Annotated in this window: 19 protein-coding genes; 6 read left to right on the top strand and 13 right to left on the bottom strand. The window is 68.4% G+C overall.

The window, feature by feature from the left end; translation table 11 throughout:
- Window positions 1-73: 73 nt before the first annotated feature.
- Together LK10_RS07570 and LK10_RS07565 are read right to left on the bottom strand one after the other, a co-directional pair.
- On the bottom strand, window positions 74-481 hold the full coding sequence (locus LK10_RS07570; protein ID WP_043121898.1) for a DUF6153 family protein: 408 nt from the start codon (window positions 479-481) through the stop codon (window positions 74-76).
- Window positions 478-1374, bottom strand: a complete 897-nt coding sequence (locus LK10_RS07565) for an SMP-30/gluconolactonase/LRE family protein (RefSeq protein ID WP_043121895.1) — start codon at window positions 1372-1374, stop codon at window positions 478-480. The genes LK10_RS07570 and LK10_RS07565 overlap by 4 nt, the downstream gene beginning before the upstream one ends.
- A gap of 451 nt (window positions 1375-1825) precedes the next feature.
- Between LK10_RS07565 and LK10_RS07560 the strand changes: the two genes are divergently transcribed.
- Window positions 1826-2746: a hypothetical protein gene (locus LK10_RS07560; RefSeq protein WP_043121892.1), complete on the top strand. Its 921-nt coding sequence runs from the start codon at window positions 1826-1828 to the stop codon at window positions 2744-2746.
- Between the two features lie 103 nt (window positions 2747-2849).
- Here LK10_RS07560 and LK10_RS07555 read toward each other — a convergent pair whose 3' ends face one another.
- The 8 genes from LK10_RS07555 to LK10_RS07520 form a co-directional block, all read right to left on the bottom strand.
- Entirely contained in the window at window positions 2850-4172 is a 1323-nt protein-coding gene (locus LK10_RS07555) for an alpha-hydroxy acid oxidase (protein ID WP_231567678.1), read from the bottom strand.
- Window positions 4169-5143 carry a C-terminal binding protein gene (locus LK10_RS07550; protein ID WP_043121890.1) on the bottom strand — a complete coding sequence of 325 codons (975 nt, stop codon included), beginning with the start codon at window positions 5141-5143 and terminating at the stop codon, window positions 4169-4171. Before LK10_RS07550 ends, LK10_RS07555 begins: the two co-directional genes overlap by 4 nt.
- Before the next feature lie 178 nt (window positions 5144-5321).
- The gene (locus LK10_RS22575; protein ID WP_081998371.1) at window positions 5322-6854 is read right to left on the bottom strand and encodes a carboxyl transferase domain-containing protein; all 1533 of its coding nucleotides are present in this window, start codon (window positions 6852-6854) and stop codon (window positions 5322-5324) included.
- Window positions 6851-8047 carry a CaiB/BaiF CoA transferase family protein gene (locus LK10_RS07540; protein WP_043121886.1) on the bottom strand — a complete coding sequence of 399 codons (1197 nt, stop codon included), beginning with the start codon at window positions 8045-8047 and terminating at the stop codon, window positions 6851-6853. The genes LK10_RS22575 and LK10_RS07540 overlap by 4 nt, the downstream gene beginning before the upstream one ends.
- A complete protein-coding gene (locus LK10_RS07535) occupies window positions 8044-9486 on the bottom strand; it encodes a sodium:solute symporter family protein (protein WP_052207079.1) in 1443 nt (480 codons plus the stop codon). The genes LK10_RS07540 and LK10_RS07535 overlap by 4 nt, the downstream gene beginning before the upstream one ends.
- Window positions 9486-9839 carry a hypothetical protein gene (locus tag LK10_RS07530; protein WP_043121884.1) on the bottom strand — a complete coding sequence of 118 codons (354 nt, stop codon included), beginning with the start codon at window positions 9837-9839 and terminating at the stop codon, window positions 9486-9488. The genes LK10_RS07535 and LK10_RS07530 overlap by 1 nt, the downstream gene beginning before the upstream one ends.
- On the bottom strand, window positions 9836-11272 hold the full coding sequence (locus LK10_RS07525; RefSeq protein WP_043121881.1) for an amidase: 1437 nt from the start codon (window positions 11270-11272) through the stop codon (window positions 9836-9838). Before LK10_RS07525 ends, LK10_RS07530 begins: the two co-directional genes overlap by 4 nt.
- A 212-nt stretch (window positions 11273-11484) precedes the next feature.
- Entirely contained in the window at window positions 11485-12249 is a 765-nt protein-coding gene (locus LK10_RS07520; protein WP_043121879.1) for a dienelactone hydrolase family protein, read from the bottom strand.
- Window positions 12250-12350: 101 nt separating this feature from the next.
- Between LK10_RS07520 and malQ the strand changes: the two genes are divergently transcribed.
- Entirely contained in the window at window positions 12351-14543 is a 2193-nt protein-coding gene (gene malQ, locus LK10_RS07515) for a 4-alpha-glucanotransferase (RefSeq protein WP_043121876.1), read from the top strand.
- Here the strand turns inward: malQ and LK10_RS07510 are convergent.
- Together LK10_RS07510 and LK10_RS07505 are read right to left on the bottom strand one after the other, a co-directional pair.
- Window positions 14540-15640 carry an AI-2E family transporter gene (locus LK10_RS07510; protein WP_081998369.1) on the bottom strand — a complete coding sequence of 367 codons (1101 nt, stop codon included), beginning with the start codon at window positions 15638-15640 and terminating at the stop codon, window positions 14540-14542. The two genes, malQ and LK10_RS07510, sit on opposite strands and share 4 nt — an antisense overlap.
- Window positions 15641-15675: 35 nt before the next feature.
- Window positions 15676-16644, bottom strand: a complete 969-nt coding sequence (locus LK10_RS07505; RefSeq protein ID WP_043122026.1) for an Lrp/AsnC family transcriptional regulator — start codon at window positions 16642-16644, stop codon at window positions 15676-15678.
- A gap of 233 nt (window positions 16645-16877) precedes the next feature.
- Here LK10_RS07505 and LK10_RS07500 point away from each other — a divergent pair, with 233 nt between their 5' ends.
- From LK10_RS07500 to LK10_RS07490, 3 genes are all read left to right on the top strand, one after another.
- The gene (locus LK10_RS07500; RefSeq protein WP_043122023.1) at window positions 16878-18335 is read left to right on the top strand and encodes a sugar porter family MFS transporter; all 1458 of its coding nucleotides are present in this window, start codon (window positions 16878-16880) and stop codon (window positions 18333-18335) included.
- A gap of 118 nt (window positions 18336-18453) precedes the next feature.
- Window positions 18454-20118 (top strand): MDR family MFS transporter, encoded by a 1665-nt coding sequence (locus LK10_RS07495; protein ID WP_043121874.1) that lies wholly within the window; start codon window positions 18454-18456, stop codon window positions 20116-20118.
- Window positions 20119-20252: 134 nt separating this feature from the next.
- A complete protein-coding gene (locus tag LK10_RS07490; RefSeq protein ID WP_043121871.1) occupies window positions 20253-21320 on the top strand; it encodes a hypothetical protein in 1068 nt (355 codons plus the stop codon).
- Window positions 21321-21480: 160 nt separating this feature from the next.
- Here LK10_RS07490 and LK10_RS07485 read toward each other — a convergent pair whose 3' ends face one another.
- Window positions 21481-21699, bottom strand: a complete 219-nt coding sequence (locus tag LK10_RS07485) for a hypothetical protein (RefSeq protein WP_043121869.1) — start codon at window positions 21697-21699, stop codon at window positions 21481-21483.
- A 192-nt stretch (window positions 21700-21891) separates the two neighbouring features.
- Here LK10_RS07485 and LK10_RS07480 point away from each other — a divergent pair, with 192 nt between their 5' ends.
- Window positions 21892-23334 (top strand): amino acid permease, encoded by a 1443-nt coding sequence (locus LK10_RS07480; RefSeq protein ID WP_052207077.1) that lies wholly within the window; start codon window positions 21892-21894, stop codon window positions 23332-23334.
- Window positions 23335-23502: the final 168 nt, after the last annotated feature.

The following is a 23502-nucleotide window of genomic DNA, read 5'->3' as shown; positions in this document are numbered from 1 at the left end:
CCTGTCGATGAGATATGGGAGGGACGCGGGCGCGCCAGCGTCCAGGGGATCGATGGCGGGGAGCGGCCTCGGCCTACGTCCGGCTGATCGACAGGTCGTGGAGCTCGGGCGCGCCAGAGGCACGCAGAGCGCCGGGGTGTACGGGGGCAGTGCCCACGGGTCCGGGCTGGACGGCGTCGGAGCGGAGGAGAACGACGACGGCTGGCACCGAGGGCGCTTGAGCTCCCGGGGCGGGGATGCAGTCAGAGGGGTGCTCTGCTCCGGAAGGTGGGCAGCCGGGGTGGCACGCGTCGTCGTCCGTCCCTGTGCTCGCGATCTGGCCCGCGGCTGTGTGGCCTGCAGCTGTCTGGCCCGCAGCTGTCTGGCCGGCAGCTGTCTGACCGGCGGCCTCGACGGGCTCGATCGCATGCGCTGCCACGGCGTGCATGCCAAGGAGCCCCAGCACCAGAGGCAGCACGAGGAGCGCGAGCAGGCGCCTCATCCGACGCGGCTGGCTTGGGCTGCGTCGCGGGTGGTGGTGCGCAGGCGGTAGAGGCTCGTCGTGGCCGTGATGTAGAGCTCGTGCCCGTCCGGGCCGCCGAAGCACACGTTGGAAACCGTCTCGGGCAACTCAGTTTCGGCGAGGAGCGCCCCGTCGGGCGCGTAGACGCGCACCGAGGGTCCGGCCGAGGTCCAAACCCGGCCCTCGACATCGACTCGGAATCCGTCGGAAGGGTGAGCGTCGTCGAGCTCCACGAAGGTGCGGCCGTTGCGGCAGCTGCCCCCGACGACGTCATAGACGGCGATGCGGAACGGCACGTCGTGACGCAGACCGGCGGTGTCGGCGACGTAAAGGAGGGACTCGTCCGGCGAGAACGCGAGCCCGTTCGGATGCACCATGTCGGTCACGACCGGCGTGAGGTCCTCTCCTCCGGGCCCGCACCGGAAGACGTAGCAAGCACCGTACTCCTGCTCCCCCTCGTGGCCCTCGTTTGTGCCTGGGAGGATGCCGTAGGGCGGGTCCGTGAACCAGACCGTGCCGTCGCGCGCAACGACGACGTCGTTCGGCGAGTTGAGCCGCCTGCCTTCGAAGGAATCGACGACGGCGGTCACCACGCCATCGCGGTCCCGCTCGACCCTGCGCCGGCCGTGACTGCACTGCACCACGCTCCCATCGGCGTCGAGCGTGCGGCCGTTCGTGAACTCCACCCCTGTGGCGTACTCGCGTGTCTGCCCGGTCGATGGCTCGAACTCGAGGATTCGGTTGTTGGGGATGTCGCTCCATCGGACGGTCTGCGACGACGGGACCCATACTGGACCTTCAGCCCAGATCGTGCCCGTGAAAAGAAGCTCGAGCGGTCCCATGAGACCCTCGACGGTCGATTCTGCGCGCATAGCTCCCCCTGCTTTCGGAGAACGAGTCGGTTGCATCGACCCTAACCGACGCGGGCATGGTTCGGCCTCTCTGTGGCAGACTCCCCGACCGAAACCCCCGCCAGATCCACCTCTCCCCCGCCGAAACCCCCGCCACCCGCCGAAACCCCCGGCAGCCCCACCTCTCTCCCGCCGAAACCCCTGTCAGCCGCCGAAACCCCCGCCGACAACGAGGGGTTTCGGCGGTCGTCGTGGGCCTCGTGACATCGCGGCGCCCGTGGGACTCGTGACATCGCGGCGACCATAGGCCTCGTGACATCGCGGCGCCCGTGGGACTCGTGACATCGCGGCGACCATAGGCCTCGTGACATCGCGGCGCCCATAGGCCTCGTGACATCCATCGCCTCGGCAGTTATCCACATAGAGCCGGACCGTGCGGCGCTGCCCCCTCCGCCCCTGACAGATTCAACACATGGAACTCGTGCTGCCCCACCCTGGCCCGTGGCTGACCTCTCAGCTGAACGATCGCTTTGGCTCCTCGAAGGCCGCCGACCGGCTGCTACAGGCAAGGGCTGTAGCAAGAATCAGGCGAGGTGCTTACTACGAAGCAGCTGCGTGGACCGGCCTCTCAGAGGAGGAGCGCCACCTCATGGTCTTGGCCGCTCATCACGAGGAGGCCGCCCGGCGCAGGGAGGCGGCGTACGCCTACAGCCACGTGAGCGCAGCCCGGCTCCACGGCCTCCACCTCTGGAACGTGGACAGCAGCATCCACGTCACAACACCAAGGTGCCCCGGGCGGAGCGGCCGCGCAGAGGATGTGAGGATCCACAGCGGGACGCTGCTCCCTTCCGAGCTGTGCGTCCTGCGTGGCTTGCCGGCGACCACCCTCGAACGAACCCTCGTCGATTCCGCTCGCATCATGCGGCGCGGCCAGGCACAGATCCTGCTTGACCACGGGCTCAGGCTCGGAGCGGACCGTGAGGCGGTCGACGCCCTGTTGGCCTCGGCGGAGGGCAAGAGAGGCATCCGAACTGCACGAGCCGCTTGGGGCCTGGCCTCGGAGCTGAGCGAATCCCCGGGGGAAAGCCTCCTCCGGTATCTCCTCACCCTCATGCCTTTCGAGATGCCCGATCAACAGGTCGAGGTCTCCACCCGGCTCGGAAGATACCGCCTCGACTTCGCCTGGGTGAAACTCAAGGTCGGGATCGAGTTCGACGGCGACATCAAGTACTTTGCGTACGAGCCGACCGGCGAGGCACTCCTACGGGAGCGAAAGCGCGAACGAGCGCTCATGGAAGGCGGTTGGATCCTGCTCAGGATCGAGTGGCGCGATCTCTTCGACGAGGCCGGCCTGCGCCGACGCATCGCCGCGGTCCTCAAGGCTGGTGCCTGACCGTCGCTGCGCCGAAACCCCCGCCGGCCGCCGAAACCCCTGCCGCTATCGCGGGGTTTCGGCGGTAAGCCGGGGTTTCGGCGGTAAGCCGGGTTTCGCGAACTTACGCTCGTACGTGGCGCGACGAGATCTGCTGAGTCTCCTTGAGTCCGAGCAGCTGCAGCGCGCGGCGGTACTCGGTCCGCAGGATCTCGACGGCCCGCTCCACCCCGCGCTCCCCGCCAGCCATGAGGCCGTACAGGTATGCACGCCCAATCATCACAGCGTCCGCCCCACGGGCAATCGCCGCAACGATGTCCTGGCCGTTCCGTACGCCGCTGTCGAGCAGCAGGGTCGCCTCGCTTCCGACCGCGTCGCGGACCGCGGGAAGGACATCGAGCGTCGCTGGCGTCCGGTCGAGCTGCCGGCCGCCGTGGTTCGAGACGACGACGCCGTCAGCGCCGAGTTCGACGACGCGCGCCGCATCCTGGGGATTGGTAATGCCCTTGACGAGGAGGTTGTGCGGCCACGCCTTGCGCAGCCACTCGAGATCCTCGTAGTTGAGCCCCGGATCGAAGAGCATCGCGGCGACATCTGCCGAGGTCCCCGGGTAGTCGCGGAGCAACGCGAAGTTGATCGGCGGCGTCGTGAGCTTGTTGAACCACCAGTACGGGAAGCGCGACATGTCGAGGAACGTCTTCACCGTGAGCGACGGCGGGATCGTCAGGCCGTTGCGCGTGTCCTTGTGCCGTCCGCCCGCCACGGCGGTGTCGACAGTGAGAATCACGGTCTTGCAGCCCGCGTCGAGCGCGCGGCCCACCATCTCCTCGTTGAGGGCCTCGTCATTCGTGAGGTAGAGCTGGAACCAGTTCTGCCCGTTCGGGGCGGCGTCCCGCACCTCTTCGATCGTCGTGGTGCCGACGGTCGAGAGCGAGTAAGGGAGGCCGTTGCGCTCCGCGACGCGGGCCACGGCGGCCTCGCCCTCGTGGTGCATCATCCGCGTGTAGCCGGTGGGTGCGAAGACGAGCGGGAACGCGATGCGCTCGCCGAAAAGCTCCGTCGAAAGGTCGGGCTCGGCCACCGAGTTCAGGGTCTCCGGCACGAACTTGACGTCCCGGAACGCCGCTAGGTTGCGCTGAGCCGTGACCTCGGATTCGGCGGCGCCGTCGACGTAGTCGAAGACCGCGCGCGGCGTGGTCCGGCGGCTGATCTTGCGCAGATCATCGATCGTGAGCGCGCCCTCGAGGCGACGCCGGACAGGGTCAAGGACGGGGGCACGGAACTGTAGGAGTTCGCGCACCTCGGAGATCTTGGGCAGCTGGCGCCGCACGGGGACGCGCGCATCGGGTGCCGACACTGCGGGCGCGCTGCCCGGCTTGCGGCTCGCCTCGAGCTGTGGGGCCGCCTTGGCCTCTGGCGTATTCGACATTGCGTTCGTCGTCGTCATGCCAATACCTCCGGGTTCACGATGTTCCTGAGCTTTCTTCCCGCGAGCACGTCCGCGACATTCTGCGCGGTGCGCCGCTTGAGCTCAACCTGCGACTCCTCGCTGTACCAGGCCGCGTGCGGCGTGAGCACGGTGTTGGGCAACGCGAAGAGCGGGCTGTCCTTCGGTAGCGGCTCCTGCTCGAAGACGTCGAGCCCGGCGGCACGGATGCCTCCCGAGCGCAGTGCCTCAACCAACGCCTCCGTGTCGACGACGCCGCCCCTGCACGTGTTGACGAGGATGGCCCCCGGCTTCATGGCCGCGAGGACGTCGGCATTGATGAGGTGACGCGTGTGCGCATTGAGCGGCACGTGGAGCGAGATCACATCGGCGCGGCGGATCAGGTCGTCGAAGCTCACGACGGCGGTGCCCCCCGGCGTCGTCGTCCCCGGCTCGAAGACGGGGTCGAAGCCAATGGTCTCGTAGCCGACGCCGCGCGCCTTGCGCGCGGTGGCGGCGCCGATGAGGCCGAGCCCGACGACGCCGAAGATGCGTCCGGCAACACGGTGCAGCGGCTGGACGGGAGCGAGGGAGTAGTTGCCGCTGCGCATTTCGCGGTCAAGACCGACGACGCCGCGGGCGAGGCTAAGCGCGAGGGCGATCGCGTGATCGCTCACATCCTCGGTACCGTAATCCGGCACATTGCAGACCGCGACGCCGGAGTCCGTGGCGGCCTCGAGGTCGACAGTGTCGACGCCGACGCCGTACCGCGCCACGACCTTCAGATGCGGGAGGGCTTTGAAGACCTCGCGAGTGATCGGCGCGTACTGCACGATCAGGGCGTCGGCTCCCTCGCCGGCCCGGATGACATCGTCCTCAGTGCGACACTCGGCCCGCACGAGTTCGAACCCCTCGGCGGCGCTGACCGCTTCCTCCTCCGCCAGCGACGGCTGGTCCAAGTCGGTCACGACGACCCGGGGCTTCCGAACCACGGCGCACTCCTTCCCTCAGGTGCTGGTCTTACCCGCGGCAGTGGCGCACGAGATCCCAAACAAACCTCTAAATCCTATATCGGATATCCGATAGGTATTGTCCGCAGCCCACGGCAGCGGCCGCAAACCAGCCCCCGCAACGGGGTGGTTCGCGGCCGCATTCGACTGAGCGCAAGGCTCACCGATCGAGCTGTCGCACCACCGCCTCCGCCAGACGCCGACAGAATCCGCGGGCATCCGGCGCCTCCTCGACGATCTCGTCCACGGCGCCGGAAACCGCGAGCTCCCAGGCCGTGATCCGCTGCCGCTCCGCGACGTCAGCGGCGCGAGAGGGGCCGCCGTGCACGATCACGCTCGCCCCCTCCGGAGGGAGGGGCGCAAGCCACGCGTGTTGGGCGGCAACCATCCGCCGTCCGGCCGCGAGCGCAAGCGCGCCGCCTCCCGTCCCCTCGCCCAGGAGCACGGCAACCGTGGGGACAGGCAACTGGAGCATCTCAGCGATGCAGTCCGCAATCCCGCCCGCGATCGCGTGTTCCTCGGCCCGCTGGGACAGTTCGGCTCCGGGGGTGTCGATGACAGTGACGACCGGCAGGTCCAACCCGGCAGCCAGCCGCATCCCGCGCCGGGCCTGCGCGAGCGCGGCGGCGTCAAGCGGGTGCCCGGCGCGTTGCGCGGCGCGGTCCTGGCCGATGACGACGACGGGTCGCCCCGCGAGCGAGGCGAGGACGACGGCGATCGCGGCCGAGGCCTGACCGCGCCCCGTTCCGTGGAGGGGTACCAAGCGGTCGAAACCCTCCGCGAGGAACTCCGTGAGCCCCGGACGGTCCGGGGACCGCGACTCAAGAACCGCCTGCCAGGCGCCAAGGTGGCGGGCCTCGCCAAAGGCGATCGCGTCGTCGTCCGCTGCAGGCTCTTGCCCCTCAGGCGGCGCCGAGGGCACGGCCGAGCCGGGCATCGCGGGCGAGTGCGTTTCGCGGCTCGGCGCGTCAGGGCCGACGCCGCGCTCCCCGCCCTCGTCCCGGAGGATCCCGAGAAAGTCGCTGACGAGCCGGCGGAATCCGGCAAGGTCGACGACGGCGTCCAGGGTTCCGCAGGTGAAGAGGTGCTCGGCCGTCTGGATCCCGCGCGGGAACTCGTGCCCGGTCAGCCCCTCGTACACCTTCGGCCCGAGGAACCCGATGAGCGCCCCGGGCTCCCCCGCCGTGAAGTGCGCCCGAGACGCCCATGACGCGAAGACGCCCCCGGTCGTCGGGTGCCGAAGATACGCGAGGTAGGGCAGGCGGTGCGCCTTGAACCGCTCGATCGCGGCGGTAATCCGGAGCATCTGCAGGAACGCGGGAGTCCCCTCCTGCATCCTGGTGCCGCCCGACGCCGTTGCTGCGACAAGCGGCATGCCGCGCCTTTGCGCCTCGTCGACAGCCGCGACGATGCGGTCCGCGGCCGCCCGTCCGATCGATCCGCCGAGGAAGCCGAACTCGCTCACGATCACAGCAACTTGATGCCCGTCGACGAGCCCCTCCCCCGTCACGACGGCCTCGTCGACTCCGCTCCGTTCCATCGCACGGGCGAGGGCGGCCCGGTAGTCCGCATCCGCCTCGGGATCGACCCCGGGCGCGGTATCCCACGCGGTGAACGTGCCGGCGTCGAGCAATTGTCCGAGGAACGCGTGCACACCCGCCCGGGGCGTGACCGCACTCGTCGCCACCGTCACCTCGCCACCCCCTCGAACGCGCCAAGCCAGGCGAGGATCTCGTCGTCGTGCTCCCCGAGGCGGGGCGGCGTCGAATGGGCACCCGGAGTCGTCTCACTGCCATCCGGGCGGAAGAACCGCAGCGGCGGCCCTGGGACCTCGATGCGGCCGAGAGTGGGGTGGTCGAGGCCGAGGGCGAGCCCCTGGCTCTTCGTCTGCTCCCACGCGAACACTTCGTCGACGCTCCGCACTCGCCCTGCAGGAATCCCGGCATCGGAGAGCCGCTCGAGCAGCGCATCCGTTTCCCATCCGGCGAACGCTGCCTCGACCGCCTCCGTCAGCTCTGCCCGGTGCGAGACGCGCGTTGCATTGCCCCGCCAGCGGGGATCCTCAGCGTCGAGCCCGAAGGCCTCCGCGAAGCGCGCCCACAACCCCTCCGACCCGACGGCGATCTGCACGGCGCCGTCAAGGCAGCGGAACAAGCCGTACGGCGCGATGGAAGGGTGGTGGTTCCCCTGCGCGGCCGGGACTTCCCCGCCGACAGTCCAGCGGGTGCCCTGGAACGCGAGCACGCTCACGATCGAAGACAGGAGGGACGTCCGCACCACCCCGCCCCTGCCCGTGCGCTCCCGCTCGAGTAGAGCCGCGAGCACGCCGTAGGCGCCATGGATTCCGGCGAGCAGGTCGCCGATCGGGACGCCGACTCGCTGGGGGTCGTCGGGCCCTGAGCCTGTGAGGGACATGAGGCCGGCCTCGCCCTGGGCGATCTGGTCGTACCCCGCACGCTGGCCCTCGGGCCCGTCGTGGCCGAAGCCGCTGATTGAGAGGACGACGAGCCCCGGGTTGAGCCGCTCGAGCGCCTCGGGGTCGAATCCCAGCCGGTCAAGCGTGCCGGGCCGGAAGTTTTCGACGAGCACGTCCGCCCGGCGGACGAGTTCCCTCAGCGCATTCCGCCCCTCCTCGTTCTTGAGGTCGAGCCGGAACGACTCCTTGTTGCGGTTGCACGAGAGGAAGTACGTCGATTCGCGCCCCTCGGGGGTGTCAACGAACGGCGGCCCCCAGCCCCTGGTGTCGTCGCCGCCGTCGGGCCTTTCGACCTTGATGACCCGCGCACCGAGGTCTCCTAGCATCATGCTCGCGTGCGGCCCGGCGAGCGCGCGGCTGAGGTCGACGACGAGCGTTCCCGCAAGGGGCCCCTCGGCGGGCCGGCTCATGCGGCGCCCTCCGCGGCGAGCACGGCGTCCGTTTCGCCGGTGGCCCGGCCGCCGCGCGTCCGGCTCCGCCGCACTCCCTCGGCGACGGCGAGCACGAGGAGGTTGGGGGCGAGCGAGACGAGGCCCGAGTCCCAGCCTCCGAGCGGCACCTTGCCGAAGGCGAGCACCGCGACGGACACCGTCCCGACGAGGATCCCGAGCAGGACGGGGATGGCCCCGGCTCGGACGCGCTGCGGCAGAGCGAGGACGACGGCGGGTGCGAGCTGCGTGAGGCCGCCGTACGTGAGCAGGAGGAGCGAAGCGATGTCTGACTTCGCGAGGCCGAAGAGGAGCGCGAGGCCGACCGCCACAACGACGACGGCGTGGTTGAGCCGGAAGCGCAGCGCCTGGTTCTTCAACCGGATGAGGTTGTTGGAGACGAGCGAGGAGATCCCCATCGCGATTGCGGCAGCCGGCACCATCGCGGCGGCGGCGCCGGCGACCGCGATGACGGCGACGAGCCAGTCCGGCAGCGTGTGCTGGGCCACGGTGAGAAGCACGTTGTTGCTGGGCGTCTTGGGCTTGAGGACGAGGAACCCGGCCATGCCCGCGAGGATCGGGACGAAGAGGAGCAGCTGGTAGAGCGGGAGCCACGTGTAGTTGCTCCGCAGCACGGACCCGCTCTTCGCCGCGAGGACGGGCGGCCACAGGTGCGGGAAGGTGCTGAAGCCAGCGCCGATGCTCGTCACGAGCGCGGAGGTGACGAAGAATGTCGTGCCGAGGCCCGGCGTCGTAATGGTGAGGAGGCGCGGGGCAGCCTCGCCGACCTTCGCGAAGACGTCCGGAACCCCTCCCACGCTGCCGATCACGCCGGCCAGCACAATGAGCAGCGCCACGAGCATCGCCAAGTCCTTGAAGACGGAAACGCGTGCGATGCCACGAATGCCGGCCCAGATCACGAAGACCACCACGAGTGCCGACGCGACGACCATGCTCAGCCCGCTCGCAGAGGTGCTTCCCGTCGCGAGCTGCACGATGAGGCCGAGGCCGGTGATCTGGAGTTCAAGGTACGGGATGAGGAACACCGCACCGACGAGCGCGACGACGATCGAGAGCGAGCGGCTCTTGAAGCGGTCGCCGAAGAAGTCGGCCATTGTGAGATAGCCGCGGTTTGCGCCGAGCGCGCGGATCCTGGGGGCCACGAAGTAGAGGATCGCGGAGCAGATGGTCAGGTAGACGAGTGCGAACAGCGCACTCACGCCTCCGCCGTATGCGACCCCAGCGAGCCCGAGGAAGCTGAAGGTGGTGAGCGACTCGCCGGCCTGGAGGAACCACGAGGTCCATCTCGGGAAGTCACGGCCGCCGACGGTCCAGTGCGACATCTCGCGCTGGCGGGCGCGGCCCAGGATGCCGAGGGCGCCGATGAAGAGGATTCCGATGATGATGACTGTCGTGAGCATCAGTGGGCCGCCTCTCCCGTGGTGGGGCTCGCGGCATCCGCTTGGCTGAGCTCAGCGCCGGCCAGTCCAGCCCCGGCCAGCTCAGCGCCGGCCAGCTCAGCGCGGTCGCGCTCTGCGCCGCCGGCTCGGAGATACGAGCGCTCGACGAGCCGCAGAGCCACGACGGTCAGGACGATCATGAGGCCGACCCACACGAGCGGAGCGGGAATCCCAGCCCAGATCGTGGGGTGGGAGGCGAAGGGCAGGAAGGGCGTGATGAGCATGCCGACGGACGGTATGGCCGGGAGAGCCATTCGTCCTGGGCTTGCCAGGACGGCACCTCTTGCAGGGTTCTTCGGAACGACGGTGTTCACAGGACTGCAGCTCCTTCAGGACGACGGCGCAGGGCCGGGTTGACGTTTTCGATGGCTGCCGCGAGGCGCAGGAGGCGCACGTCGGCGCCGCGACGCGTGAGCATCTGGAGACCGACGGGCAAGCCTGATGGCGTAAACCCCGCGGGGACGGACAGAGCAGGGACCCCTAGGGGCGTGAAGAGGTAGGCGGCCCGCATCCAGTCGAGGTAGTTCTCAAGCTGCTGGCCGTCCACGGCGGTCGGGAAGTCGAGCTCGACGGGGAACGGGGCGACCTGCGCCGCAGGCGCGATGACGAGGTCGTACCGGCCGAAGAACTCCTCGGCCCTGCGCACGAGCCGGGTCAGCGACTCCTGCGCCCGGACGACGTCGCGGCCGGACAGCTCTCCGCCGTCCCGGATGTTGCCCGCGAGGTAGTAGTTGAAGGCGTGAGGGTCCGCGCGCAGCTCGTCGCCCCACAGCGAGTCGAACGCGGCTGCGCGCAGAGTGCGAAACGCCTCATCCGAGCCGTCGAGGTCTGGGCAGTCAAGCTCTACGCTCGCACCCAGCTCCTCGAGCCTGCGGGCCTGGCGTTCGACGACGTCGAGCACCTCGCGCTCGACGGGGACTCTCCCGCCCAGCGTGGGCGCGAAGGCGACGCGCAGACCTCGGAAGTCTCCGCCGTCGTGCGCAGCCGATTCCACCTCGGCGACGATGGCCTCCGCACGCGCGGTGAGCGCATCGGCGTCGTGCGCCTCATTGGCCGACATCACTGCGAGCAGGAGGGCCGTGTCCCGCGCGGTGCGCCCCATCGGCCCGACGACGCCGAGAGGGCACAGGCCGTTCGGGGCGTTGTCGGGGACGAGGCCGGGCGTGGGCCGGAGCCCGACGACGTTGCAGAACGACGCCGGGTTGCGGAGCGAGCCGCCCATGTCGCTGCCGTCTGCGATGGGCTGGAAGCCCGAGGCGAGCGACGCCGCCGCTCCCCCGCTGCTGCCGCCAGCCGAGCGGGTGGGGTCGTAGGGGTTGCGGGTCGCTCCGAAGACGCGGTTGACGGTGTGCGAGCCGGCCGCATGCTCCGGCACGTTCGTCTTGCCCAGGCGGATCGCGCCCGCGGCGAGGATCGAGCGGACGTGGGGGTCGTCGCCGCCCGGAACGTGGTCCGCGAATCGGGGGTGGCCGAACGTGGTGCGCAGGCCCTTCGTGCGGGCGGTGTCCTTGAACGCGATGGGCAGGCCGTGCAGGGGCCCGACGGCATCCCCTGATGCGAGGGTGCGGTCCGCCTCGGCGGCGGAGCGCCGGGCTCCCTCTTCGTCGAGGGTCACAACGGCGTTGGTCCTCGGGTTGAGCTCGGCGATCTGGTCGAGGTGCGCCTCGAGGAGCTCGCTCGCAGAGATCTCCCGCGAGCGGATCAGGGCCGCGAGCTCCACGGCATCTCGGGTTACTAGTTCATTCACTACGTGCCATTTCTTTTCTAGCTGCTTTCTGTTCGAGCCATCTCGTGGCGACTCAATAGGTACAATGGACCAAGGTAGTGCGCTCGATCACATTTGGCTAGAGGGCACTGGCGGTTGGCGCGGAAAGAACTCCTCTGGAAGACGTCAAAGCAAAGGCGGGGCCGGCGGAGGAATCCGCCGGCCCCGCCTGGGGGTGTTCGCGAGGTCGCTGACTAGCCCTGGGGAAGTGCCCGCTCGAAGAGCGCGAACAGTTCCTTCCAGTGGCGCTCCGCCGCGTCGCGGTTGTACGAGGCGGTGTCAGCCTGGGTGTAGCCGTGGTTGGCCCCCTCGTACACCTCGGCACGGAACCGCACGCCGGCATCCGTAAGCGCCTTGTTGAGCCGCTCGATCTGCTCGGGCGGGAGGGAGTGATCGTGGTCGGCGTGCCCGAAGTAGAGCTCGGCCCTGACGCGGTCGGCAACCAGGTGGGGGCTGTCGGCGTCGTCGGTCGCGAGGTTTCCGCCGTGGAAGCCCCCCGCAGCCGCCACCCGCTCCGGGAAGGCGCCCGCGGTGCGCAGTGCGAGGCGTGCACCCATGCAGTAGCCCGTGAGCCCGACGGGACCGTTGGCGACCTCGGGACGGTCCGCGAGCCAGGCGAGATAAGCCTCGGCGTCGCTCACCGCCCGGTCAGCCGTCAGTTCCTGCATGGCAGGGCCGATCTGGTCGAAGATGCCCGTCCGCTGCGAGGTGTCGATGAACTCGGGAAGGTCGAAGACGGGGGCCGGGCCAGTGCGGTAGAAGACGTTCGGCACGAGGACCGCATAGCCTGCCTCGGCAAGGCGATCAGCCATCGCCTCGAGGTGCGGACGGAGGCCGAACGCGTCCATGTAGAAGAGAACGCCCGGGTGCGCCGCGCCGTCGTCAGGATGGGTGAAGTAGGCGTCTGCGACGCCGTCGGCGGTAGGAATCTCTACCTTGGTCTTGTTCACGGAAGTCACAGACCGACACGGTACTCCCTCTACCTAGGGAGAGCTCCCGAGCCGCCCTTCCGAATCGGGCCTTCCTAGTTGCACGCCCCGCCGCCCCCTAGAGTGGGGCCATGGCCGGAACCGAGCAGATCCAGCACGACCGCACCGACACCCTCCTTCGAGAACTTGCCTCAGCCCACCGCGTTGCCACCTCCTTCTGGGGCTTCGACGGCCAAGAGCATGCGGTCTCCTCCGCAACCTTGCGCAAGGTCCTCACCGCGCTTGGGGTCCCGGCAGACACGGCCCAACAAGTCGAGACGGCCCTCGCCGACGCCTCGCTCGAGCCGTGGCGCCGGCTCCTGCCGCCCGTCGTCGTCGTGCGCGAGCGCGCCGAAAGCCGCGTCAAGCTCCATGTCCCCCACGGCAGTGCGGTCCGCGTGTGGATCTCCACGGAGGACGGCCGTCGCTTCGACGTCCCGCAGGCGGATGACTGGGAAGCGCCACGAGAGGTCGACGGCGTCCTGACCGGCCGGGCGACATTCGGCCTCCCGCTGGGCCTCGCGCTCGGGTGGCACACCTTGTATGCGGAGAACGAGGGCCGGATCGCCGAATGCCCGCTCATCGTGACCCCCGCCCGGCTCGGGACGACCGAGCGGCTCCAGGACCGTCGCCGCTGGGGCCTGATGGCGCAGCTCTACTCCGTGCGGTCGTCCCGCTCATGGGGAATAGGCGATTTCGCCGACCTCGACGACCTGGCGGCGGTCTCGGGGGCAGAGGGCGCGAGCTTCGTCCTCGTCAACCCCCTGCACGCAGCCGAGCCCAAGCCTCCCGTAGAGGATTCGCCGTACCTCCCGGCCACGCGCCGGTTCTTCAATCCCCTCTACGTCCGGATCGAGGACATTCCGGAATACGGCTACCTCGAACCCACCGCGCGCGAGGAGGTCGAGCGCCTCGCGGACCGCATCCGCCCCGCCAACCAGATTGCCGACCTGCTGGACCGAGCCACGAGCTTCGACGCGAAGCTCGCCGCGCTCAGGCTCGTCTTCGCCGTCCCGCGCAGCCCCTCACGCGAGCGGCAGTACGAGCGCTTCCGCGCCGAGCTGGGCTGTGGCCTCGACGATTTCGCATTGTGGTGCGCGCTCGCCGAGACGCTGCCGCCGTCGTCCCCGGAGTGGGTCGCGGCGTCGTCGCCCTCCTCGCCGCGCGCTCAGGAGCTACGCGAAGAGCTCGCGGAGCGCATCGAATTCCACCGGTGGCTCCAGTGGATCTGCGACGAGCAGCTCGAGCGGGCGCAGCGCAGCGCGAAGCAGGCCGGCATGGAGATCGGGATCGTCCACGATCTCGCCGTGGGTGTGAAGCTGGACGGCGCCGACGCCTGGATGCTCTCCGAGGTCCTGGCTAAGGGCGTGACGGTGGGCGCCCCGCCGGACGTCTTCAACCAGCAGGGCCAGAACTGGAACCAGCCGCCTTGGCATCCGACGCGGCTCGCGGCGGCCGGCTACGCGCCGTACCGCGACATGCTCCGCACGATCCTCCGCCACGCTGGTGGGATCCGAGTGGACCACATCCTTGGCCTGTTCCGCCTGTGGTGGATCCCCGAGGGCGGGGGCCCTGATGAAGGCACATACGTGTACTACGACCACGAGGCACTGATCGGGATCCTCGCGCTCGAAGCGCAGCGCGCCGGAGCGATCGTGGTCGGCGAGGACCTCGGAGTGTTCGAGCCGTGGGTTCGGGACTACCTTTCCGAGCGGGTCATCTTCGGCACCTCCATCCTGTGGTTTGAGCACGACGACGGCGGCCCGATTGAGCCGGAGAAGTACCGGCGGGCGTGCCTCACGAGCGTCAACACCCACGATCTGCCGCCGACCGCCGGTTACCTCGCCGGCGAGCACGTGAAGCTGCGCGAGTCGCTCGGTCTCCTCCGCCGCCCAGTCGAGGAAGAGCGCACCGCGGACGCAGCCGAGCAGGAGGCCGTGCTCGCTCGCGTCCGCGAGCGGGGTCTCCTGCCGCCAGTGGGTTCCGACGTCGACGTACAGCGCACTGTCGAAGCCCTCTACGCCTTCACGGCCCTCACGCCGTCTGCCCTCCTGGGCATCGCGCTCGTCGACGCCGTGGGGGAACGGCGCACCCAGAATCAGCCGGGCACCGACACCGAGTACCCGAACTGGCGGATCCCCCTCGCGGGCCCGGACGGGCGCGCGATCCTGCTCGATGATCTCCCGCGGAACGCGCGGTTCGGTTCGCTGCTCAGGACGGTTCGGGAGGCGCTCGCGGAGGACGGGGCTCGGGACGACGGCCTTGCGGAGGGCAGCGGCCGCTAAGCGGCCTGCACCTCGTCCCGCCCGGTCCACGTCTTGATGATCGTCCAGCCGACCGCTGTGACGGGCACGGCGAGCAGGGCTCCCACTATTCCGGCCAGCATCGTGCCAGCCGCGAGCGAGAGGACGATGGCTAGGCCGTGGATGCTGAGCACCCTGCCCATGAAGGCCGGCTGGAGGACGTGGTGTTCGAGCTGGTTGACGGCGATGAGCACGGCGAGCACGATGAGCGCCGAAACGGGGCCGGTGGAAACGAGGGCGACGACGACGGCGAGGAAGCCCGCGACGGTGGCGCCGATGATCGGGATGAAACCGCCGATGAAGACGAAGACGGCGAGCGGCACCGCGAGCGGGACGTGGAGGATGAGGAGCGCGACGACGACGATCACGGCGTCCGTGAGCGCGACGAGTGCGGTTCCGCGCACGTATCCGCCGAGGACGTGGGCGCTGCGCTCGAGGGCCCTGTGTGCTTTGGACTGGTGCTGGGCCGGCATGAAGCCGATGAAGAAGCCGCGGATCTTGGGGCCGTCCTTCAAGAAGAAGAACAGGATGACCACCATGAGCACGACTCCAGCGAAGAGCTCCCCCACCGTCTTCGCCCCGCTCAGCGCCTCCGAGCCGATACTGCCGCTCGTGAAGAACCGCTGGATGGAATCACGGGCGCTGTTGAGCTGGGCGTCGCTCACCTTGACGGGCCCGTTGTTGAGGAAGTCGTGGAGCTGCTGGATCCCGTTCGTGAACCGGACCGCCAGCTCCTTCGCCTGAGCCCGGATGAGGTAAGCGATGCCCGTGACAACTCCGCCGAAGACCACGAGGATCGCGAGGAAGGATGTAGCGACGGCGAGCGCCTGCGGCCAGCGGCGGCGCGTGAGAAGGTGCACGAGCGGCGAGATCGCCGAGGCGAGGATGAGCGCGAGGGTCACCGGAATGAGGACGAGCGGCACCCGGGTGATGGCCCAGAGGACGACGACGACGAGCGCCGCAACCGCGAGGGCCTGAACTGAGCGGATGCTCGCCCGGCCCAGGCCGTCGGTCCAGAGGGTTGCGAGGGTCGGGCGCGACGCAGTGGGCGCCTCGATGGGCGGTGTGGGCTGCGGCATTCTCGGGCCTTTCCGCTAGTGAACGTGCGGTCTAGCTACCCCGTCGCAGCTGAAGCATGCATCGTGACACCCCCGCGCTTGAACGCGCGCACGACGAGGGACGTCCGGATCGCTTGCACTCGAGCGGTCCATGGGCTCTCGGTGAGGAACGAGCGGAGCTCCTCGAGCCCCGCCACTGTGACGTTGACCATGAGCTGGAACTCGCCGACGGCCATGACGGCGTACCGCACCCCGGGGGCCTCTGCGACCAGCCTCCCCACCTCTCGCGCCTCCGAAGGCGCTACACGGGCCCACAGGACCGCTTCCACCGGGAACCCGATGTCAGCGGGATCCACGATCGCGCGGACGCTCAGGGCGCCTCTTTCAAGCATCGCGGTGAGGCGGCGGCGCACAGCGGGAGGGGTGAGGCCGACGGCGGTGCAGATGTCTGCGACGGGAACGCGTCCATCGGCAACGAGGAGGCGGACGATCTGGCTGTCGATCCCGTCGGCGTCCGACGGCGCGACGGGCCGCGCGGGAGAGGGCGGGGCGTCCCGCAGCAGCTCGGCCTCGGACTCCGTGATGGGGCCGGGGTGCCAGTCGGCAACGGTGCGGAAGTATTCCAGGACTGGGGCAGCGTCGACCTGGAGCACGCCCTCAAGCCGCGGCAATTCGTCGAGCACGAGTTCGGCGAGCTGCCCGGGACGGGCGTGGACCTCCACGATGAGGCGCATGGGGCTCGAGAGGGCGTAGACGAAGATGACGTCCGGATTCTCGGCGAGCCTTTCGGCGACGTCTTCGAGGCGGCCCGGCTCGCAATCGAGCTCGATGAGGTGGGTGGGCCCCAGGGCTGCAAGCCCCGCGATCCGTACGGAGCCTGATTCGAGGAGCGCAAGGCCCCGCCGCGTAACGGTCCGGAACGGCTCGCCGAGCACATCTGCGATCCGCCGCCACGACGCGCGCCCGTTCACCTGCAGCGCCGCGACAATGCGCCGGTCCAGCTCGTCGAACTCCCGACTTTCCACGCACCCGATTATGCCTTCCGGGATGCGCGGCACCCCGGAGCCCCTTCCTAGCGTGCCCCGGCGAGGACTGACTCGATCACGGTAGGGACACGTCTCGCCGCCGGGCATTGGTGGTGTGACACGAGGAGTGGCAGACTGGCACGGCGCTCTGCGCGCCCGCTGGTGGGTCCAGCGCGCGCACCTGTTCGTCCAGGCAGGTGCAAGGTGAACATGCGAAGGCAGGGCCCACTGTGGTGCAGGAACCTAAAGAACACGCCGTCGCCCCGTCGGCTCCGAAGGCCTCTCACGGGAAAGTCGTCGGCTTGGCCGTCGCCGGAGCCGTGGGCGGATTCCTCTTCGGCTTCGATTCTTCGGTCGTCAACGGCGCCGTCGACGCCATTCAGGGGAGCTTCTCGCTCTCCCACGCCGTCACCGGCTTTGCCGTGGCAGTCGCGCTGCTAGGGTGCGCCGTCGGCTCCTGGCTCGCCGGCGCCGTCGGCGACCGCTTCGGGCGCATCCCGGCAATGAAGCTCGGGGCGCTCCTCTTCCTCGCGAGTGCCATCGGCACCGGCTTCTCGACCGCACTGTGGGATCTCATCATCTGGCGTCTCATCGGCGGCCTCGGCATCGGCCTGGCGTCGGTCATCGCGCCGGCGTACATCTCGGAGATCTCGCCCCGACAGATGCGCGGCCGCCTCGCCTCCCTCCAGCAGCTCGCCATCACGACCGGCATCTTCGCGGCTCTCCTGAGCGACGCCCTGCTCGCCAACGGGGCGGGCGGAGCCACCCATATGCTGTGGTTCGGCATGGACGCTTGGCGCTGGATGTTCATCGCGGGCGCCGTGCCCGCCGTCGTCTACGGTTGGATCGCGTTCGTCCTCCCCGAGTCACCGCGGTTCCTCATACTCCGCGGCAACGACGATGCCGCTCGCAACGTCTTCCGCTCGATCGCCCCTGACGATGACATCGATCGCGAGATCCGGGACATCCGGCAGGCAATCGAGGAGGATCGGCTCTCCGAGCGGCGCGGCGCCCTCCGCGGCCATGCCTTTGGCCTCAAGCCAGTCCTGTGGGTGGGCATCGCGCTCTCGGTGTTCCAGCAGTTCGTCGGAATCAACGTGATCTTCTACTACTCGACGACCCTCTGGAAGTCGGTTGGGTTCCGTGAGGAGTATTCGCTCATCATCTCCGTGGTCACCTCGATCACGAACATCCTCGTCACGCTCATCGCCATCGCACTCGTGGACCGCGTGGGCCGCCGCCCGATCCTGCTCGTCGGGTCCATCGGGATGGCCATCTCGCTCGGCACCATGGCCCTCGCGTTCTCGACCGCGAGCCTCGTGAACGGCGAGCCCACCCTCTCAGGAGCCTGGGGGCCCATCGCGCTTGTAGCGGCCAACGTGTTCGTGGTGTGCTTCGGCGCCTCGTGGGGCCCGCTCGTGTGGGTGCTGCTCGGCGAGATCTTCCCGCCGTCGATCCGCGCGCGGGGTCTCGGCATCGCGGCGGCAGCCCAGTGGATCGCGAACTTCCTCATCACGGTCTCGTTCCCGCCCATGGCCGCGTGGTCGCTTCCACTTACGTACGGCATGTACGCCCTGTTCGCCGCGCTCTCGTTCTTCTTCGTGCTCGCGAAGGTCCCGGAGACGAACGGCATGTCGCTCGAGCAGGCCGAGACCCTCTTCGTGCGGCCGGGGAAGGCCAGTTCGCGCTGACTTTCAGGGAATCGGGAAGAGAAACAGCAGTACGATCGTTACGGCTCGCAACGATGTTCAAGCGCTTCTTCCCCCTCTCTTCTCCTCCTGATTCCCTTCTCCACTTCGGGAGCACATCGTGTCCCACGCCGCGCCGTCCGCCGCCACTCCGAATGCACTGAATCGTCGCCAGATCACCGGCGTCATGGTCGGGCTCATGCTGGGCATGTTCCTCGCATCCCTCGACCAGACCATCGTCGCAACCTCCATCTACACGATCGCCAACGACCTGGACGGCCTGAGCCTCCAAGCGTGGGCGACCACGGCCTACCTCATCACCTCAACCGTCAGCACCCCGCTCTACGGCAAGCTCTCGGACATCTTCGGCCGCCGCCCGCTCTACATCGCCGCCATCGCAATCTTCCTCGGCGGATCGATCTTCTCGGGCTCGGTGCACTCGATGGGCGAGCTCGCCGTCGCACGCGGCATCCAGGGCCTGGGCGCCGGGGGCCTCATGGCCCTCGCGCTCGCGATCATCGGCGACATCGTGCCCCTCGAGGACCGCGCGAAGTTCCAGGGCTACTTCATGTCCGTGTTCGGCATCTCCTCCGTGCTGGGCCCCGTCATCGGCGGGGCCTTCGCGGGCACCAGCCAGATCCTCTGGATCACCGGATGGCGCTGGGTGTTCTACGTCAACATCCCCGTCGGCATTGCTGCCCTCGTCACCGTCTTCCTCTTCCTTCACCTGCCGTCGCGGCACACGCGCCAGCGGATCGACTATCTCGGCGCCGCCGCGATCACGATCGGCCTCGTGCCGCTCCTCCTGGTGGCAGAGCAGGGCCGGGGCTGGGGCTGGACCTCCGTGGACTCCTTCGCGTGCTACATCGTCGGCGCGATCGGCCTTGCCGCCTTCGTGCTGTTCGAGAAACGGGCCGGGGACTACGCCCTCATACCGCTTCGGCTGTTCAAGAACCCGCAGTTCAGCCTCTCGGCGCTCCTGAACTTCATCATCGGCATTGGGATGTTCGGCGCGATCGCCATGCTCCCGCTGTACCTCCAGCTCGTGCAGGGACTGACCCCGACCCAGGCCGGCCTGCTCATGATCACTTTCACGGTCGGCATCATGACCGCGTCCATCACGGCTGGTCGCACGATTTCCCGGACCTCCAAATTCAAGATGTGGCCAGTCCTCGGAACGCTCCTGCTGGCCGCTTCCTCGACCGCTATGGGCTTCGCGCTCACGGCCGATTCGCCCCTGTGGGTGCCCGCCGCCATCGCCGTGTTCTTCGGCATGGGGCTGGGGTGCTGCATGCAGCCCCTCGTGCTCGCGATGCAGACATCGGTTCCGCTCAAGGACATGGGCGTGGGCACCTCGACCGCGGCTTTCTTCCGGTCCATGGGCGGCGCCCTCGGAACAGCCGTCTTCATCTCGATGCTGTTCAGCCTCGCGGCAGACAGAGTGACCTCGGCAATGAAGACGGCCGTGACGCAGCCCGATTTCCTCAAGACACTTCACAACCCCGCGGTCTTGGCGGACCCAACCAACAAGCCGCTCTTCGACCTGCTGAAGGGCGGCACGTCCGGCGGTGGCCTCGGCGCCGACAACCTCAACGACACGAGTTGGCTCTCCAAAGCGAACCCAGTTCTCACCCATCCGATCAAAGACGGCTTCTCGCAGTCAGTGGACATCGTGATGCTCACGGCCGCGGCCCTCATGGTCCTGGCGTTCCTCATCACGCTGGCCCTCCCCAACGCCAAGCTCCGGGACCCGAAGGAAGCGCTCAAGGAACCCGCGACAGCGTAGGGCCAAGGCCGTACACTCAGGAACTTCCCACCGCTGGTCCACCGCGCGTTAATGCAGCCGCTACGGCGGGGAAACCGTGGCGCCCAAGAGTTCCCTGAGGGGGACGGAACGCGACCATCACGGAGGACCACGTCATGACCATCTCCCTCAAGACCTTGCTGCCGGCTGTCGCGATCGCCGCCTCGGCCGCCCTCACCTGCACAGCGGGGCCCGCGCTCGCAACCTCGGGCCCCCTCAGTCCAACGCCAGCGGCACCCAACCAGGACTACACCGTCAAGGCCTTCGCCGCCCAGAACGGCGAATCCGGACCAGACGACATCGCACGCCTCGGCAACAGCGTCTACGTCGCCTATCAGAACGGCGTGGGACCCATGGGCGAGCCGTCGGCGAGCGGGGCCACCGCAAGCACCATCCAGCAGTACTCCCTCGACGGCACTCCGGGGGCATCCTGGAGCATCACCGGCAAGATCGACGGGATGGGCTCCGACGAAGCCGGGCAGCGCCTGCTCGTCACGACGAACGAGGACGGCAACTCGTCCTTCCACACAGTCACACCGATGGCTGGCCCTCAGGCCGTCAAAGACTACGTCTACAAGGGGCTGACACACGGCGGTGGCACCGATTCCGCCAAGGTGTACGAGGGCAAGATCTTCATCACGGCCTCCAACCCCACGGGCAGCACGGGCCCGGCGCTCTACCGGGCAACGCTCTCGGGTTCGACCGCTGCGCTGTCCCCGGTTTTCGCCGACGACGCGAAGGCCGTGCTTGCCAACGGGCCGAAGGCCGGTACAACTGCCACCCTCGCGCTCACGGATCCGGATTCCTCGACTGTCGTACCGGGCGTCAGCCCGCGGTTCGCGAACGATTTCCTGCTCGACTCCCAGGGCGATCAGCAGCTCATCTTGGCGCGGCAAGCCGGTACGCCCCAGCAGCGGCTGAACGTGCTGAACCTCCCCGCGCCCGTCGACGACACCGTGTTCGCGACCAAGTCCGCACAGACCCTCTGGGTCACCGATCCCGACCACAACGCGGTCTACGCGGTGAGCGGGAACTTCCGTGCCGGGGAGGCGGTCACGTCTGTGACACCCGACTCCGGCCCTGACTACCTCGCGGCCGTCAACCTGGCGGACGGCTCGCTCACACCGATCCCCCAGCTCGCAGCGATCCACGCGAAGGGCCTTCTCTTCACGGGCTCGCGCTGACCGTCTGCGCCACGCTGGCGGGCGCTCCTAGCGTCGCTCCCAGCAACAGACGACGACGGCGAACAGACGACGACGGCGCGCGGCTCCTTCCGCTGGAAGGGTCCGCGCGCCGTCGTGGTTCTGCAGCTGAAGCGGCCGCTGGGAGGCCGGTCGCCTCGACTCAGGCGATGCGCTGGTGCGTCATCCCGAACGGGACGCTCGTGTCGTGGGCCACGGTGAACTGGCCGGCGGCCTCGCGGGTCACGAGAATCCCGCAACAGGGGTTGGCTACAGCCGTCTGCTGAAGCGTCTCAATTGCGCTGCCCAGCGCGGCGTCGATCTCATGGGCATGGTCGACGACGACGCTCAGGCTGCGGTGGTGGTGCACATCGGGGGTCATGCGCACGCTCCTTCCGAGTCAAGAGTTGTGTTTCAGATCGTCCAGTCTAGGGTAACGAGGCCGGCTCTCCGCAAGTGGTAAGACCATCTTCGGCAGGTTGCATCGTCTTTGCGCCTGACAGGTAGCGGTAATGTACCTAGAAACCTGTTATAGGAATCACATTTCCAGCTATCGCAAGAAGGTCACAGCAATATGAGTAAGATCACACCTGAAAGAGCTGTTTCGGAGGGGCTGAACCGCGGCCTCTCTAATCGCCACATCCAGCTCCTGGCCATCGGTGGCGCCATCGGCACAGGGCTCTTCATGGGGTCCGGCAAGACCATCTCGGTAGCGGGGCCGTCGGTGATCTTCGTCTACATGATCATCGGCTTCATGCTGTTCTTCGTCATGCGGGCCATGGGCGAACTCCTCCTGAGCAACCTCAACTACAAGACCTTCAGCGACTTCGCAGGGGATCTCCTCGGACCTTGGGCGGGCTTCTTCACGGGCTGGACCTACTGGTTCTGCTGGGTCGTGACGGGAGTGGCGGACGTAGTGGCAATTGCCGGCTACGCGGACACGCTCTGGCCGGGAATCCCGATGTGGATCCCCGGACTTGCGACGATCCTCATCCTCCTCGCCCTCAACCTGCCCACCGTCAAGGCATTCGGTGAGGTCGAGTTCTGGTTCGCGCTCATCAAGATCCTGGCCATCCTCGCGCTCATCGTGACCGGGCTCGTCATGGTGTTCTCAGGGTTCACGTCATCGGCGGGCACAGCTTCATTCACGAACCTCTGGCAGCACGGCGGCCTGTTCCCGAAGGAGTTCATGGGCTTCGTGGCCGGGTTCCAGATCGCAGTCTTCGCATTCGTCGGCATCGAGCTCGTCGGCACTGCAGCCGCGGAGACCAAGAGCCCGGAGAAGAACCTCCCGAAGGCGACCAACGCCATTCCGGTCCGCGTGGGCCTGTTCTACGTCGGGGCGCTCATCATCCTCATGTCCGTCACGCCGTGGACCCAGTTCCGGGCCGGCCACTCGCCGTTCATCGGGATGTTCTCGCTGGCGGGCCTCGGCGCCGCCGCAACTCTCGTGAACCTCGTTGTCCTCACCTCGGCCATGTCCAGTGCGAACTCAGGCATCTACTCGACCTCGCGCATGGTGTTCGGCCTCGCGCAGGAGGGCGACGCGCCGTCGGTCTTCGCACGCCTCTCGTCGCGCAAGGTTCCCCAGAACGCACTGTTCCTTTCGTGCATTCTGCTGCTCTCCGGCGTCGTGCTCCTCTACGCGGGCAAGGACATCGGAACGGCGTTCGACATGGTGACCACAGTCTCGGCCGTGTGCTTCATGTTCGTGTGGTCGATCATCCTCGCGAGCTATCTCGTGTTCCGCCGGCGCCGCCCCGAGCTGCACGCTGCCTCGAGCTACAGGATGCCCGGCGGGCCTGTGATGGTGTGGGTCGTCTACGCGTTCTTCGTGTTCCTCGTGTGGGCGCTCACCACCCAGCCCGATACGCTCATCGCGCTCCTCGTGACCCCGATCTGGTTCGCCATCCTGTTCGTCGCGTGGTTCATCCTCCGGCGCTCGCCTGTGCATCAGGCACGCATTGCGGCCCACGCGGATGCGCTTCGAGAGGCAGACAAGGCGCGCGTCGCCTAACCCCACTCGTTTCGGGTACGCCAACTCCCCACCCCCTCCTAAGCGGCCAACCGGCGCATCTGCGTCCGGGAAGGGGATCCGCCGCAAAGGAGGGGGTGGCCACCCCCTCCTAACCGGCCAACCGGCGTATCTGCGTTCCCAGCCCCGCCCGCCCCCCCCCCCCCCCCC

The sequence above is a fragment of the Sinomonas humi genome (genome assembly GCF_000802235.1).
GTDB classification, from domain to species: Bacteria; Actinomycetota; Actinomycetes; order Actinomycetales; family Micrococcaceae; genus Sinomonas; species Sinomonas humi.
The sequence above is the reverse complement of the archived record's forward strand: the minus strand, read 5'-3'. Positions and strand labels throughout refer to the sequence as shown.

What these genes read in the sequence shown, in the direction of transcription:
- LK10_RS07560 (WP_043121892.1), top strand. Translation starts at nt 1,826, where the DNA reads ATGGAACTCGTGCTGCCCCACCCTGGCCCGTGGCTGACCTCTCAGCTG.
- LK10_RS07535 (WP_052207079.1), bottom strand. Translation starts at nt 9,486, where the DNA reads ATGCTCACGACAGTCATCATCATCGGAATCCTCTTCATCGGCGCCCTC.
- malQ (WP_043121876.1), top strand. Translation starts at nt 12,351, where the DNA reads ATGGCCGGAACCGAGCAGATCCAGCACGACCGCACCGACACCCTCCTT.
- LK10_RS07490 (WP_043121871.1), top strand. Translation starts at nt 20,253, where the DNA reads ATGACCATCTCCCTCAAGACCTTGCTGCCGGCTGTCGCGATCGCCGCC.
- LK10_RS07510 (WP_081998369.1), bottom strand. Translation starts at nt 15,640, where the DNA reads ATGCCGCAGCCCACACCGCCCATCGAGGCGCCCACTGCGTCGCGCCCG.
- LK10_RS07480 (WP_052207077.1), top strand. Translation starts at nt 21,892, where the DNA reads ATGAGTAAGATCACACCTGAAAGAGCTGTTTCGGAGGGGCTGAACCGC.
- LK10_RS07540 (WP_043121886.1), bottom strand. Translation starts at nt 8,047, where the DNA reads ATGAGCCGGCCCGCCGAGGGGCCCCTTGCGGGAACGCTCGTCGTCGAC.
- LK10_RS07555 (WP_231567678.1), bottom strand. Translation starts at nt 4,172, where the DNA reads ATGACGACGACGAACGCAATGTCGAATACGCCAGAGGCCAAGGCGGCC.
- LK10_RS07485 (WP_043121869.1), bottom strand. Translation starts at nt 21,699, where the DNA reads ATGACCCCCGATGTGCACCACCACCGCAGCCTGAGCGTCGTCGTCGAC.
- LK10_RS07570 (WP_043121898.1), bottom strand. Translation starts at nt 481, where the DNA reads ATGAGGCGCCTGCTCGCGCTCCTCGTGCTGCCTCTGGTGCTGGGGCTC.
- LK10_RS07565 (WP_043121895.1), bottom strand. Translation starts at nt 1,374, where the DNA reads ATGCGCGCAGAATCGACCGTCGAGGGTCTCATGGGACCGCTCGAGCTT.